The 14,123-nt window shown below is 50.8% G+C and carries 14 protein-coding genes; 10 read left to right on the top strand and 4 right to left on the bottom strand.

The genetic code is table 11. The features are described 5' to 3' along the window. The first annotated feature begins 41 nt into the window (after positions 1-41). The 5 genes from ACYVK4_RS13005 (at position 42) to ACYVK4_RS13025 (ending at position 5,256) form a co-directional block, all read left to right on the top strand. A complete protein-coding gene (locus ACYVK4_RS13005; RefSeq protein WP_461127945.1) occupies positions 42-689 on the top strand; it encodes a (2Fe-2S)-binding protein in 648 nt (215 codons plus the stop codon). After that, positions 686-1,741, top strand: coding sequence for an FAD binding domain-containing protein (locus ACYVK4_RS13010; RefSeq protein WP_461127946.1), 1,056 nt, complete (start codon positions 686-688; stop codon positions 1,739-1,741). The genes ACYVK4_RS13005 and ACYVK4_RS13010 overlap by 4 nt, the downstream gene beginning before the upstream one ends. 2 nt (positions 1,742-1,743) lie before the next feature. Beyond that, complete coding sequence (locus ACYVK4_RS13015; protein WP_461127947.1) at positions 1,744-3,984, top strand: xanthine dehydrogenase family protein molybdopterin-binding subunit; 2,241 nt, start codon at positions 1,744-1,746, stop codon at positions 3,982-3,984. A 228-nt stretch (positions 3,985-4,212) separates the two neighbouring features. After that, positions 4,213-4,608: a (R)-mandelonitrile lyase gene (locus ACYVK4_RS13020; protein ID WP_461127948.1), complete on the top strand. Its 396-nt coding sequence runs from the start codon at positions 4,213-4,215 to the stop codon at positions 4,606-4,608. Positions 4,609-4,665: 57 nt separating this feature from the next. Beyond that, positions 4,666-5,256, top strand: a complete 591-nt coding sequence (locus ACYVK4_RS13025) for a sugar O-acetyltransferase (protein WP_461127949.1) — start codon at positions 4,666-4,668, stop codon at positions 5,254-5,256. A gap of 78 nt (positions 5,257-5,334) precedes the next feature. On the opposite strand, the gene ACYVK4_RS13030 is transcribed toward ACYVK4_RS13025, so the two are convergent. The 3 genes from ACYVK4_RS13030 to ric are packed head-to-tail and all read right to left on the bottom strand — an operon-like array spanning position 5,335 to position 6,826. Further along, complete coding sequence (locus ACYVK4_RS13030) at positions 5,335-5,535, bottom strand: hypothetical protein (RefSeq protein ID WP_461127950.1); 201 nt, start codon at positions 5,533-5,535, stop codon at positions 5,335-5,337. Positions 5,536-5,590: 55 nt separating this feature from the next. Next, positions 5,591-6,052: an RrF2 family transcriptional regulator gene (locus ACYVK4_RS13035; protein ID WP_461127951.1), complete on the bottom strand. Its 462-nt coding sequence runs from the start codon at positions 6,050-6,052 to the stop codon at positions 5,591-5,593. Between the two features lie 42 nt (positions 6,053-6,094). Further along, a complete protein-coding gene (gene ric, locus ACYVK4_RS13040; RefSeq protein ID WP_461127952.1) occupies positions 6,095-6,826 on the bottom strand; it encodes an iron-sulfur cluster repair di-iron protein in 732 nt (243 codons plus the stop codon). Between the two features lie 328 nt (positions 6,827-7,154). Here ric and ACYVK4_RS13045 point away from each other — a divergent pair, with 328 nt between their 5' ends. From ACYVK4_RS13045 to ACYVK4_RS13055, 3 genes are all read left to right on the top strand, one after another. Continuing rightward, positions 7,155-9,530 carry a gliding motility-associated C-terminal domain-containing protein gene (locus ACYVK4_RS13045; RefSeq protein ID WP_461127953.1) on the top strand — a complete coding sequence of 792 codons (2,376 nt, stop codon included), beginning with the start codon at positions 7,155-7,157 and terminating at the stop codon, positions 9,528-9,530. 143 nt (positions 9,531-9,673) lie between these two features. Then, on the top strand, positions 9,674-10,249 hold the full coding sequence (locus ACYVK4_RS13050) for a fasciclin domain-containing protein (protein WP_461127954.1): 576 nt from the start codon (positions 9,674-9,676) through the stop codon (positions 10,247-10,249). Between the two features lie 191 nt (positions 10,250-10,440). After that, on the top strand, positions 10,441-11,649 hold the full coding sequence (locus ACYVK4_RS13055; RefSeq protein WP_461127955.1) for a L,D-transpeptidase family protein: 1,209 nt from the start codon (positions 10,441-10,443) through the stop codon (positions 11,647-11,649). On the opposite strand, the gene ACYVK4_RS13060 is transcribed toward ACYVK4_RS13055, so the two are convergent. Then, positions 11,619-12,341 carry a murein L,D-transpeptidase catalytic domain family protein gene (locus tag ACYVK4_RS13060; RefSeq protein WP_461127956.1) on the bottom strand — a complete coding sequence of 241 codons (723 nt, stop codon included), beginning with the start codon at positions 12,339-12,341 and terminating at the stop codon, positions 11,619-11,621. The two genes, ACYVK4_RS13055 and ACYVK4_RS13060, sit on opposite strands and share 31 nt — an antisense overlap. 108 nt (positions 12,342-12,449) lie before the next feature. Between ACYVK4_RS13060 and ACYVK4_RS13065 the strand changes: the two genes are divergently transcribed. Then, positions 12,450-13,190 (top strand): EcsC family protein, encoded by a 741-nt coding sequence (locus tag ACYVK4_RS13065; RefSeq protein ID WP_461127957.1) that lies wholly within the window; start codon positions 12,450-12,452, stop codon positions 13,188-13,190. A gap of 394 nt (positions 13,191-13,584) precedes the next feature. Next, on the top strand, positions 13,585-14,010 hold the full coding sequence (locus tag ACYVK4_RS13070) for a response regulator (RefSeq protein ID WP_461127958.1): 426 nt from the start codon (positions 13,585-13,587) through the stop codon (positions 14,008-14,010). Positions 14,011-14,123: the final 113 nt, after the last annotated feature.

A 14,123-nucleotide genomic window follows, 5' to 3' on the forward strand; every position in this document is an offset into this window, starting at 1 on the left:
TCCATCGTACTCGTTTCTCAACGTTTGCCAAAACTTGCTTTATGGATCAATTTGAACACTTTAGTGATGAGTCAGGCTCCTCTGATTCATCCCGACGAAACTTTTTAAAGCAGTCCTCAGCCCTCGCTGCGCTGGCACTGACGCCATCTGCCGCCAAGGCTGCCGTTGATCAGGGACTTGATGAAAAAATGGCGGCTGCCTTTGAGCAGATGCCGCTTCAGGTTAACATCAACGGGACGATGCGGCAGTTGTCCATCGAACCGCGGGTCACCCTGCTCGATCTCCTGCGTGAACAGCTTCACCTGACCGGTACCAAAAAAGGGTGCGACCACGGCCAGTGCGGAGCCTGCACCGTTCATGTCGACGGCGCACGCGTCAACGCCTGCCTGACGCTGGCCATGACCACCGAAGGTTGTCAGGTAACGACCATTGAAGGACTGACAGAGGGCGACCCGGCAACCGCCCGGCTACACCCAATGCAGGAAGCTTTCATCAAACACGACGGTTTTCAGTGCGGGTACTGCACCCCCGGCCAGATTATGTCGGCGGTGGCCTGCATCCGCGAAGGGCACGCCAATAGCCCCGACGAGGTTCGCGAATATATGAGCGGCAACATCTGCCGGTGCGGGGCTTATGCCAACATTGTCGATGCCATCATGGATGTAAAAAAAGGAGGGGCCAAGGTATGAATCCGTTTCAGTTTACGCGGGTTACGACCCCCAAAGCCGCCATTGCAACGATCACAAAAGAAAGTGGCACGTACTTTCTGGCAGGTGGCACCAATCTCATCGACCTGATGAAGCGCGAGGTCATCATTCCCGAACGGCTGGTCGATATTAACAAACTGCCCCTGGCCACAATTGAAAAAACGGCCACCGGTCTGCGGATCGGGGCTATGGCCAAAAACTCGGCCGTAGCCGATAATGAGCTGGTGAAGAAACATTTCCCGCTCCTGTCGCAGGCGTTGAATGCAGGTGCTTCGGCGCAGCTTCGGAACATGGCCACCGTGGGCGGCAACATGATGCAGCGTACCCGATGTCCGTATTTTTACGATACCTCGATGCCCTGCAACAAGCGCAGCCCGGTACAGGCGGGCCCTGATAAAGGACAGCCCAACGGACCAGCCGGATGTGGCGCTATTGGCGGTCATAACCGGATGCACGCCATTTTCGGTACCGAAACGGGGCAATCCGGTCGATCTGACAAGTGCATTGCCGTTCATCCGAGCGATATGTGCATTGCACTCGTGGCGCTGGATGCAACCGTAAATGTATCGGGCCCCAAGGGGGATCGAGTTATTCCGTTCATTGACTTCCATCGGCTCCCCGGCGATATGCCGCAGAAAGATAACACCCTGCAGCCCGGTGAATTGATCATGTCGGTAGATCTGCCAACAAACCGATTTGCCGATAATTCGCACTATCTGAAAGTGCGGGATCGGGCCTCGTATGCCTTTGCGCTGGTGTCGGTAGGTGTTGGAGTGAACATGAAAGGTAACCGTGCGACGGACCGTATAATTCAGGATGTTCGGCTGGCGATGGGCGGTGTGGCTCACAAGCCCTGGCGACTGACAGCAGCCGAGGAGTTTCTCAAAGGGAAGCCCGCTACCGAAGCCAACTTTCAACAGGCGGCCAAGCTGGCCATGCAGGGCGCTAAGGGCTACGGTGAGAATGATTTCAAGCTTATTCTGGCCCCCAATTCAATTGTTGACGCCCTTAAAACGGCCACTAAAATCGCCTGATCATGACAAATAAGACAAAAAATCCACCGATCGATCGAATTGATGGGCGGATGAAAGTGACCGGTGGGGCCAGGTACTTTGCCGATTTTGAACTACCCAATACAGCATATTGCGTCATCGTCGGCAGCGAGATTGCCAAAGGAACCATTGGTAGCCTGGATACCAAAAAAGCACTGGGCGCGCCGGGTGTGCTGGGTGTATTCACCCATCAGAACATGCCGCCTATTCCGGGGTGGGACGCTCCCGTTGGCGGTGAAGCCGACGGACCCGCTCCTAAACCCAAAACCGAGGAGACCTATCGGATACTGAGTAGTCCTAAAATTTTATTCGACGGGCAACCCATTGCCATCGTCGTTGCCGACAGTTTCGAGCGGGCCACGTCTGCGGCTTCACTCGTCAAGGCGACCTACACGAACGGAAAAGCCCGCACCGACTTACAGAAGCACCTGTCGGATGGTGTTGCGCCCAGAGGGGCTGATGGTGGTAATTATTTGCGGGGCCAGGCCGACGGCTACAAAACAGCCCCGGTTACACTGGAAGCCAACTACACCATTCCGGTGGAAGTCCATAACCCAATGGAGCTGCACGGTATTCTGGCCCATTGGACGGGTGCCAATACATTGATGATCTATGCCAAAACGCAGGGCGTAAATGCTACCCAGCAGGCCATGGCCGAAGCGTTCAAAATCGACCCGAAGAACATTCACGTGCATACGGAGTTCATGGGGGGCGGATTTGGGATGGGGCTGCGGACGTGGCCGCAGGAAACGGCCGTCGTCGCAATTGCCCGGAAAATCAACCGGCCTCTGAAACTGGTGGTGAACCGAAGCCAGATGTTCACGCTGGTAGGGCACCGGCCGTATACGGTACAGACGATTAATATGGGTGCCGACCAGAACGGTAAACTGATCGGTATTGCGCACGCGGCCACCGCCGAAACGGCCAGCTATGAGGACTTTACCGAAGCGACCGTCAACATGACCAAGTTTCTGTATGCCTGTCCAAACGTGAGTACCCGTTACCGCATCGTGCGGCTTGATCGCAGTGTACCGATCTGGATGCGGGGCCCTGGAGAAGCAACGGGTGCGTTTGCATTGGAGTCGGCAATGGACGAGATGGCCCATAAGCTGAACCTGGACCCCATCGAGTTCCGACTGCGCAACTACACTGAAACCGACCCCGAACGAAACCGACCTTACTCAAGCAAAAACCTGAAAGAAGCGTATCAACGTGGGGCCGAGGCCATTGGCTGGAACAACCGGAAACTTCAGCCGGGTAGTTCAAGCGATGGTGATTGGCTCGTTGGGTACGGCATGAGCACGGGAACGTTCAATGCCTTCCGCTGGGAGGCAAGCGCCCGGGTCTTATTAAACGTCGATGGGTCATTGATCATCCAAAGCGCGGTAACCGATATTGGACCCGGTACAGGAACGGCTCTAACCATGATCGCACACAACGTGCTGGGGGTGCCGATGAACCGCATTAAGGTGGAATACGGCGATACATCGTTACCCAAAGCTCCTACGCAGGGCGGCTCGGCCATTGTCTCGGCCGTAGGCTCGGCGGTATACGAAGCCTGCACCAGTGTCAAAGATGAACTGATCGAACTGGCTATCAAAACGGGTGGCCCGCTGGCCGGTCAACAGGCTAATGAACTGGTTATGGCCGATGGCGTCTTATCGGTCGAAAAAGAGTCGAGAAAAAAGGTAGCGGTCAGTGACCTGATGCAGGCGAATAAACTTACTACAATCGACAAAACGAAGGACTCGAAAGGCGGTCCGGAACAGGAGAAGTATTCGATGTATTCGTTCTCGGTGCATTTCGTACAGGTTCGGGTCAATCCGCTGACGGGTGTTGTTCGCGTTGCCAAAGCGGTTAGCGTGGCAGATTCCGGCCGTATCGTGAGTCCAAAAACAGCTGCTAGTCAGATGATTGGCGGGGTGGCCGGTGGTATCGGCATGGCCCTCACCGAAGAAGCGGTCATTGACCACCGCTTCGGTCGTTTCGTGAATAACAACCTGGGCGATTATCACGTTGCGGTTCACGCGGATGTACCCGCCATCGAAACGATTATGATCGACAAACCCGACCCAATCATCAATCCGATGGGTGCAAAAGGTATGGGCGAAATTGCCCTGATCGGGTTTGCCGCAGCCGTCGCCAATGCTGTTTTTAACGCCACCGGTCAGCGCGTCCGCGAACTACCGATTACGCCGGATAAACTACTGCAAAAACAGGTATAAGCTAGTGATGACCTGATCTTTGGTACGAACCTGTTTAAACGTATAAAATCGCCCGCTAACCGAACGTTTAAACAGGTTCTGCCTTTTTTTAGAAGTTCTACTAAGTAGTAAAGATTACCAACGAAGTTAGTTGCGCTGTTTTGCGTGCTTGAATAACGAGCTCCTTCTGTTTGAAAAATACAGGTTTTAACGGCTATAAGGCTGTTGTTTAAGATAAAGATTCTTTAAATGGAAATTACACGAGTAGGTTCACAGGCTTCGGCTAAAGGGCCGGAAGACTGGTTTACCGGCGCCGTTCGAATTGATCCCTTATTCAGTGCCAATGAAGCAAGGCGGGCAGCAGCCGCTATGGTTACATTTGAACCCGGTGCCCGAACGGCCTGGCACACGCATCCTCTGGGCCAAACACTATTTGTAACTGCCGGGTGTGGCTGGGTGCAGCGGGAAGGGGGGCTGGTAGAAGAAATCCATCCCGGCGACATTGTTTGGTTCGAACCCAACGAAAAGCACTGGCATGGCGCTACAGCATCAACCGGCATGACCCATATTGCCATGCAGGAAAACCTGAACGGTAAAGTAGTGGACTGGATGGAGAAAGTAAGCGATAGCGACTATTCAAAATAAGAGTAACAGCTGTAAACAAAGCCGTGCCGTATGCGGTGACCAATTGAATACCGAAACATGAGTGAAACGAACCCGAAACAAATAGTTGCCGGTAGAGACATTTTTGAACGGCTACAGGCTGGCGAACTCCTGCGAAAGGATGATCCGGAGTACGGAAAATTTGGTGAGGTCGTTGGCCGCACCATCCGATTATGCGTCCAGATGAATGCGTCGGCAACGGACGTTGATCAGGTACGCAGTCAGCTAAGCACAATCATCGGTTCGGAGATCGATAAGTCGACGACGATTTTTCCGCCCTTTCATACCAACTTTGGTCGGTTCATTCGGTTGGGTAAAAACATTTTCATCAATCATGCCTGCTCGTTTCTGGACATTGGGGGAATTACCATTGAGGATGATGTTCAGGTTGGGCCCCGCGTTAATTTAACGTCAGAAAATCACCCCCTGGACCCGACCGACCGAACGACGCTGATACCCCGACCGATCGTAATTAAACGCAATGCCTGGATCGGCGCCGGTGCTACTATTCTGCCCGGCGTTACGGTGGGAGAAAATGCTATTGTGGCCGCCGGTGCCGTTGTGAGCCGCGATGTGCCCGCCAATACCGTTGTGGCTGGAATTCCCGCGAAAGTGGTCAAGACAATTTAACGTCAACACGTAATCGTTAGGCAAGGGAGTTAATGACTGGAAAAACTGGCGCTAAAAGAGATTTTCCGGCAAGAGTGGTTAAGGCATGGACGACAACAAAGCTGCGGAGGAGCGGGGTGGTCGTTGCTTGAGCCAGAGCAGCAACACGCCAACAGATAGGAGTAACAGCCAGTCGCTGCTGTGAGGTAAATAGCTGTCGGACTGTTGCCAAAGGGAGTCGGCCACCAACACGCTTTCAGTTAGTATGAAAAACAGGCTGATCAGGTATATGCCTGGCATACCGAAGGTAACCCTGTTGAAATGTCTATGCCAGTATAAGGGGTTTGAAAGCCTGTCATACCGCGTCGTTTGTAGAACGTTCGGGAAGTCGTTTTAACACGGACAAGCCGCCTTCTACATCCAACACCATATCATGCACCATCAGGCTTTCGAGGGAATGCTGAAGCGAGTCACGAAGACCAATAACATGATGATGCAGGGGGCAGGGCTTTTCACGGTTGCATTCGGGTAAACCCAGAAAACACCGGCGAAACATGCCCAGGCCGTCAATGGTGTCCACGATGTCAATAATAGGCGTTATAAGTGTCTGTTCGTTGATGAAAAAACCACCGTTAGGCCCTTTCGCAGAACTGATGATGTCTCGCCGGACAAGGCCCTGCATGATTTTCCCCAAAAACGGTTGAGGCACGTTCAGTTCAGCCGCCAGTTCATGAATACCCACTTTGTGAAGATTCGAGCTTTTTAAGGCCAGATAAACCAGTGCCCGGATGGCGTAACCACTTGTTTTTGAAATCATTGGCGTGTGGGGTTGTTGTGCAGCAGATGATGGTTTATACGACTACGCTTGTTCAAGGGCGATGGCCTTCGGAAACAGGATATTATTTTCGAGGTGAATATGCTGCATCAAATCCGCTTCGAGCTCGGCGAGTTTGGCCAGCATCAGGCGGTGTGAGCTACAGGCATCTGGCGGGGCAGTGTAATCATTGGTCAACTCCCGAAGCTGAAATAGCAGTGATCCAGCGAACGCATGTTCGTGTTCCATACAACCGACGGGTGCTTTGATGGACAGGGGCTGTCTGGCGGGCGGAGTGGATTGGTTTTGTTTGGCAATGGCCAGCTGTTTTATAATCGGGAATAACGCAATTTCTTCTTTCTGCAAATGAGCCAGAAGATCGGCTTTCAGCGCTAAAAAGGCTTGCTTAACAAAATGAAGAGTTGGGTACCGGTCGCCGTGTTTGGCGGTTACCTTTAAAACGAGCTCTTCGATAAATGGCAGACTTCTGTACAGGTATCCATGGTGAACGGTTAAGACGTAATCAGCTAAAAATCCCAACTCCCATTTGTCGAATTGTTCAGCAGACCGAGGGGCTTCGGCGGGTAGGCTGTGAAGAGCTTCTATAACCGTTTTGATGGGTACATCAGCCCGGACGCAGGCTTCGAACAGGGTCCTTTTACCATTACAGCAAAAATCAATTCCCAATCGTTTAAAGACTTCCGCCGTTCGAATGTCGGCGGCTACGATCTCCCCAACAGTCAGCGCGGGCGTCTCAAAATCAAAAGCCATTTCCATAGTATATCCAGTAGTTAAAGCTAAAAATGAGGTACTGATCTGGATATAAAGATAACGGGGTCCTTTATTCTGAATATTGACAAATCAACATGTGCAAACTGATTTTTGTCATGACCTGAAATTTAGAGAAAGCGTTTACCGGGAAGGTACCGGGTCCGGTTCGTTTTGCCAGACAAGTATTCCCATTAAATAGATAGCTGGGTTTGCATAGAAGACTCATCCGGTTAATAGCAGTATATTCAATATGAATTTTTATTAAGCGACTGAATGAATCAGATTTATTGACAAGAGTATGGAAGGGGCGGGGCGAAACAGAGTTTCCTGTTTAATGAAAACAGGGCTGGTGATGATCGGAAGTATGTTCTTATCCATTTGTGCGCAGGCAACACACATTATTGGGGGCGACATGAGCATGCGGGCCGTAGGCACGACGCCCGGCCTTTTTTTATTGCAGTTGAACCAGTACTGGGATGAGACCAAAACTGTGCCCGGACCCAATGGCAACCGGGATGGCTCCGTGATACTGCTGGTTTATCGAAAACAAAACCCGGTTCTTGTCGATCAGATTACGCTTCAGCTCAAAGAAACGCAGCCGCTGACGTTTGATAATGAAGCCTGTGCTTCACTGCGCCAGCTGAGCTTTACCCAGGCCAACTATTATGGTAATTATCAGTTCGACCCAACTAAATACACCGATCCGGGGGGCTACTATATCGTTTGGGAGCGATGTTGCCGGAACGACAACCTGACAAACGTGAATAGCGCTTCGGCCGATGGCGTAGGCATGGTGTTTTACCTGGAATTTCCGCCCATGACGAAAAATGGCCTGTCATTCAGGAATTCGGCCCCCGACTTTCGTTTGCCGAATGGGGATTATATCTGTATCAACAAATCATTTACGTTTAATGCGGGCGCGACAGATGTTGATGGCGACCAGCTTACCTATTCGCTGGTAACTCCTTTGAACGGCTATACGAACCGTAATCAGCCGAATAGTACTAGTTCTGTCCCGCGAGCCAGTTATCCAGCCATTTCGTGGTCGCCGGGTTATGGGTTAACAAACATCATCCCTGGCAATCCTGCTTTGTCGATTAATCCGACTACCGGTCAGTTAACCGTTCGGGCAACGCAGGCGGGTCTTTACCTGTTCACGGTCCAGTGTGAAGAGTTTCGAAATGGGCAGCGTATCGGTGTTGTTCGGCGAGATTTTCAATTGCCGGTGGTCGACTGTTCAAAAAATACACCCCCTCCGGCGGTAGTCATGGCCAATGGAAAGCCGGTGTCGGAGCTAACCTGGTGCGCTTCGAATCCGTTGGTGCTTACGGTCGACAGAAATGCTGTATGGGCCTACCAGTGGCAAAAAGACGGAGCAAATTTGCGGGGGTCTACGGGCGACACACTTCGGGTGACCGAATCAGGCGTTTATACCGTTGTGAAAAGCCAGGCCAACGTTTGTGCCAATGATACGTTATCACAGGCGGTGAAGGTTACGCTTGCCACATCGCAACCCGTAAATCTATCAGTTAGTACGCCGTCTCCTTATTGTGTCGGTGATACGCTGACACTTCAGGCCGATGAACGCCCCGGAACTACCTATCAGTGGCGCCGGAATGGACAAACTATTGTTGGTGACCGAGCCAGCATCAGGGTGTACCAGTCTGGTATGTATCTGGTGAACACAACATCGTCCGAGGCCGGTTGCGATGGGTTGGATAGCCTTCAGATAACGGTTAATCCTGCGCCGGTTGCAAAAATACAGGTATCCGCTTCCAGTGTCTGTCCTGATTCATCGATCCGGGTAACCGCGGTAAGTGCCCCTGGGTACAGGTATGTATGGCAGCGGAATGGCGCAAAATTAGCCGATACGGTCAGCGTGGCTGTGGTGCGGCAGGCGGGCACGTATCAGTTTACAGTAACCGCGCCAACCGGCTGCACGGCCTTGTCCGATAGCGTAACGATCGGGCAATTTGATCGGCCAGTCGTTGAGTTCGATTCCCTGGACCCGGTTTGCGTCGCCAGTCCATTACTCGTTGCCCTGAAGGGTCAGCCGGCGGGGGGTATTTATGCCGGAGCCGGCGTAACGGGTGATCAGTTCGATCCCGTGGCAGCGGGAGTGGGCCAGCACACACTTACCTATACGGTCACTTCGTCGTATGGCTGTCGGGCTACGCAAAAGCGGTCGGCGGTTGTGCTGGCAGGGCCTACGATCAGCGGGCCAATGACCTATGGCATTATAAAGGGTAGTAGCGTTGAGCTGGTGACCCGGACCAATGAACCTATTCGTCAATATCAGTGGGAACCACCAACTGACCTGAGTGAAACGGATGTGGCGAGCCCGCGGGCCAGCCCACGAGAAACAACCGCCTATCAGCTTACGGCCGTTAGTGCGGCCGGGTGTCCGGCAAGCTTTACGACTCTGGTTGAGGTAGTCGAACCCCTGTTTATTCCTTCCGCTTTCTCGCCCAATGCCGATGGGCTGAATGACGCCTGGGTTATCCCGAACATCAGCGCATTTTCTCAGGCTGAAGTCTCTATTTATAATCGCTGGGGCGAACTGGTCTTTTTCTCGAAAGGTTACGCTCAGCCCTGGGACGGCACTTACAAGCAGAACGTTGTTCAGACGGGGGTATATACCTACCAGATCAGGGCCGGTCATGGTTCGCTCGTGACAACCTATCGAGGCCAGCTGACGGTTATTCACTAACTCATTTTGTCCCTTTGGCTCAATTTCTTTCTGAAGAGGGCAATTTACAGCCGTGATTTGACCGTTTAATCAACAAATCGGTGCGATTGCTCCGGGTTTGTCTACAGGACAAGTCATATGTTTCATTTTCAACTACATTCAAAATGAAGAGTAAATCTTATGTTGGCCTGGCATTGTCACTTACCTTACTGGCTGGTGCGTTCTCGAATAGTTTGGCGCAAAGTCAAAATTCGGCTGCCGAATCTAGTGCAACAACGACAACCGTAAAAACAGGGTCGTCGACCGGAAAGGACCTGGCCATAAGTGCGGCCAAATCAGCTTCGCATACCATTTTGTTTCGGGCATTGCGGGTGTCGGGTTTAACCGAGCAGGCCAGTGGAAAAGGCCCCTACACGGTGTTCGCCCCAACGAACGAGGCTTTTGAGAAACTCCCAGCCGGAACAGTCGATGAGTTCTGGAAGCCAGCGTCCAAAGCTAAACTGGTGAAATTACTGGCCTATCACGTAGTCAAAGGAAAGTATACAACTGATCAATTGCAGGAAGGTCAGAAGCTGAAAACCGTAACGGGCGGTACGTTAACTGTGGGTAAACAAGGCGAAAATATTACCATAACGGATGGTGCGGGCAATACTGCTACCATCAATCAGGCCGACGTGGAAGCCACCAATGGTATCGTTCATTCGGTCGATACGGTACTTATGCCTTCAGCCTCCAAGTAGACCGGCGTTCACTATAAAGCGATGCCACGGCTCCAGACCGTGGCATCGCTTTATAATAGGGTACATCGATACCTGCTCTGAATTGCTGATTACAAGTAAGTTACCAAAAAGTAAAATACTGATAGAAAATGCTTCACAACTAATGAGTGGGTTGAGTTGTTATAGAATAAGAACTTACTCAACAAATGAACATGAATACACGAAGAATAGGAGTAGGCATCGCAGTGGTAGTGGGTCTGATCATTCTTTTCTTTGTTGGACGGTATTTTATTGCATCTAGTACTGAAAAGACGAAGCAGGCCAAGGCCGAAAAAGACAGAAAAGAACGTTCGGAAGCCGAAGCTCGCCAGATAGCTCAGTCTTTACATCAGGCCTGCCAATATGCTTATTCAGTTGGCATTGATACAAGCCGCTACGGGCTGGAAGCCGATGCTGCCGATAACGAAACCAAACTGGCAAATCTCTTTCTGGAGATTCGCTACGGCAAAAAGCCCTCACGGATGGAGTTCGATGGCTTAACCGAATCCGTTGACTCGGCCTGGGCGACAAAAGCTACTGTCAGCACATTGGCGGATATGTCCTCGTTTGGTCCCTACAAGCAGTTGGCGGGCCATTATAATCGCTTGCAGAAACTTGGTAAGTCGAACCCGGCTCTGGCCGATTCACTGCGACTGATTCGCCAGACGCTCAATTTTTACCGATATATCAATCGGTTCGATTCAGAAAAGTTTTTGATGGTTAACATCCCGGCGGGTGAACTGAACGTGTTTGACCGAACGGGTAAGCGACTTTTGCCAATGCAGGTGATTGCCGGTAAACCGGATAAGCGGACTCCTTGCATGGCGACTTACATTCAGGATATTGTAATGTATCCGTATTGGAACGTACCCAAAAATATTGCGATCGATGAGATGTTGCCGCGTATGAAACGGGACTTGTCGTACATCTACAACCAGAACCTGCAGATTCTGGACGAAAAAGATAAGGAAGTCGATCCGGAAGATATTGACTGGGATTCCCTGTCGGAAACCAATTTCCCCTACCGCGTAAGGCAGGCATCGGGTTGTGAGAATTCGCTGGGTTTATTGAAATTCAACCTGGTCAATCCGCTGGCCATCTACCTGCACGATACAAACAGTCGCGATCTGTTCAAAAAGACAAATGACCGTTGGCGGAGCCACGGCTGTGTTCGTGTTCAGAAGCCGGTCGAGCTGGCCAATCTGATACTGGGAGCGAAAACGTTCGATGCTGACTTTATGAACAAGTGCCTGATCGATCAAAAGCCAAAGACACTGCCCATTCCGAAGAAATTTCCGGTATTTATTACCTACAACGTAGCGGATGTTGATGCTACCGGCAAACTACACTTCTACAACGACGTGTATTCGCTGGATAAGTAGGACGACTGCTTCAGGTAATCGGGGTTTGGCGAATACACGAATAGGCAAGAGCCGCCTTTAACCGCCTGTATAATACCTTTTGAGTCGGCATATGGCACAGCCGGGCACCCCTGGCTGCGGCCTAGCCGACCGGTTTTACGAATAATATCTTCGCAAACGTAATCGGCACCGTGCAACACGATGTTGCGGTTAAATACATTGTCGTTGAAACCTTTCTCCAGACCTTTCAACTGCAGCGATAGGCCGTGTTTACCCATATAGGTGTTGAGGGTCTGGTAGAAACCAAGGCTGCTCTGAAATGATGATTCGGTGTTGGAGAACCGATTCGCCATCAGATCGCCGGAATTACGCCCGTGTGATACGTAGGTGTTAAAAAGTAGCTTCTTGTTGAACAAGTCGACCACATACAACCGTTTGTGAGAAGAAGGCTGGCTTAGATCAACGATGGTCAGCATGGCTTTGGCTGTATCAATTTTTTGCCAACCGCGCAGTGCATATTCAAAAACGCTTTTCTTTAACCCGGCTTTGCTTAGATTTAGCTGGTCGTAGACGTCTAGATGGGCTATCGACTTGCCTTTGGCAGGGGCCATAACAGCGGCTGTTCGGGCGGGCGGGTTCGGTATGCTTTTAGATCCCGTGCCGGCAACGTAAACGAATACCAGCGCAACCGTGACCAAAAGAACACTCATCATACCTACAAACTTTCGATGTCGGGATTTATGAGGACGCATATAAACTCAACAAGCTTACGGTTATTTTGATTCGATGAAGATACCACTTTTTTGTCAAATATAGGTACTATGACGCCTTACGAACAAGCTGTTCAGACAGAACTGGTGCGCTGGCAGCAGGCTATGATCAAGCCACCGTCTAAATTCGGACGGCTCTCTACCAACCTCCAGAATCGGATAAATCGTATTATTCCGGACAAAGTACACGCCATTATTACGGCTGCCATTAAGCAAATGACACGGGCCGTTTTGTTTGGGGCCGAATTCCTGAACCGAGCCCCTATCCTGGGCCAAACGCTGACCCAGCGCGATGCCGCCGTGGCCCGACGAATCGAGTTTTATAAAAAAACGAGTGCGGCTGAGGGGGGTGTGACGGGCGCGGGCGGCTTTTTGCTCGGCCTCGCTGATTTCCCGATACTCCTCAGTCTGAAAATGAAAATGCTGTTTGAAATAGCCAGTCTGTATGGTTATTCGGTGAGCGACTACCGGGAGCGGGTGTTTATCCTGTATGTTTTCCAACTGGCTTTTTCCAGTCAGGAGCAGCGCCAGATTGTGTATCAACACATCGCCAACTGGCCCGAACACAGCCGTTCATTACCCGAAGATATCAATCAGTTCGACTGGCTCACGTTTCAGCAGCAGTACCGGGATTACATCGATCTGGCCAAAATGGCGCAATTAATTCCCGGAATCGGGGCTGCCGTGGGTATTGTTGTCAATTACCGGCTCGTCAATCAACTTGGCCGTACGGCAATGAACGCCTACCGCACACGGTTGATACAGGATAAACTCGCCTTAACTGCAGGGTGATGGTCGGTAGGACTAGGGAAATAGCTTACTTCGGAGTAATCCATGACGTTAACGCTTAACGCGGAAGCAGGTAAATAGCCGAAACGGAACGTTTCCGATCTTTAAGTAAGTCGTTTAAAAATCATGCCTAACCAATCACTTTATCCTTCAGGGGACGTTCAGTTTTTTGGTGAAAAAGGTAAAAGCTGCCCGATAGTCTGTTTTAAGGATAATCATTAACAACCTCAGTAGTTGCCGGGTCTTGCCAAATGCCAGCCAGAAGCCGTAGTTTCTCCTTAAATGATGGACGTCATTGTTTAACCAACTAGATATTGTGTGTAACTTTCGGCCGAAACACCAAAGTTAAATGGGTGCTCGAGGTCATGTTTTCCCGCGTACTCTGTTGCCTGATTAAATGACTCGAAAAAGAAAGATTCTCGTTATAGAAGACCAGATAGATCAATGGAGATTGATTCGCGCATCAATTGAAAAAAACATGCCTAACACGGAGGCTGTTTGGGCAGAAACGATTACTGATGCCTTCACTTACCTGCAAACCGGCTCCGGACTGATGTTGCCCAACCTGATTCTATTAGACTTATACCTACCGAAACCAGAAGATGGCTGGCAATTCCTGGAAACGATCAAACAAAATAAGCTTTACCTCTTTTTGCCAATTGTTATTTTTAGCCACTCCGATTCCGCCGACGATATAAAAAAATCCTACGATCTGGGGTGTGCATCGTATGTGACCAAGCCTCGATTGGGTGAAAACTGGAATAGTTATTTCGTTACGTTATACAACTACTGGTGTCTGACGGCCATGCTTCCGCCTAATTAAGTAAACCTTTCTGATGAAATGACGGCCAATGGTGAGCGGACGAGCGACAATCCATCAGGGTAATGGCCATGAAGTCAACGAATTTCGCTTACATCAAGCGCTATTTAACCACC

It is taken from the genome of Spirosoma aerophilum (assembly GCF_054782495.1).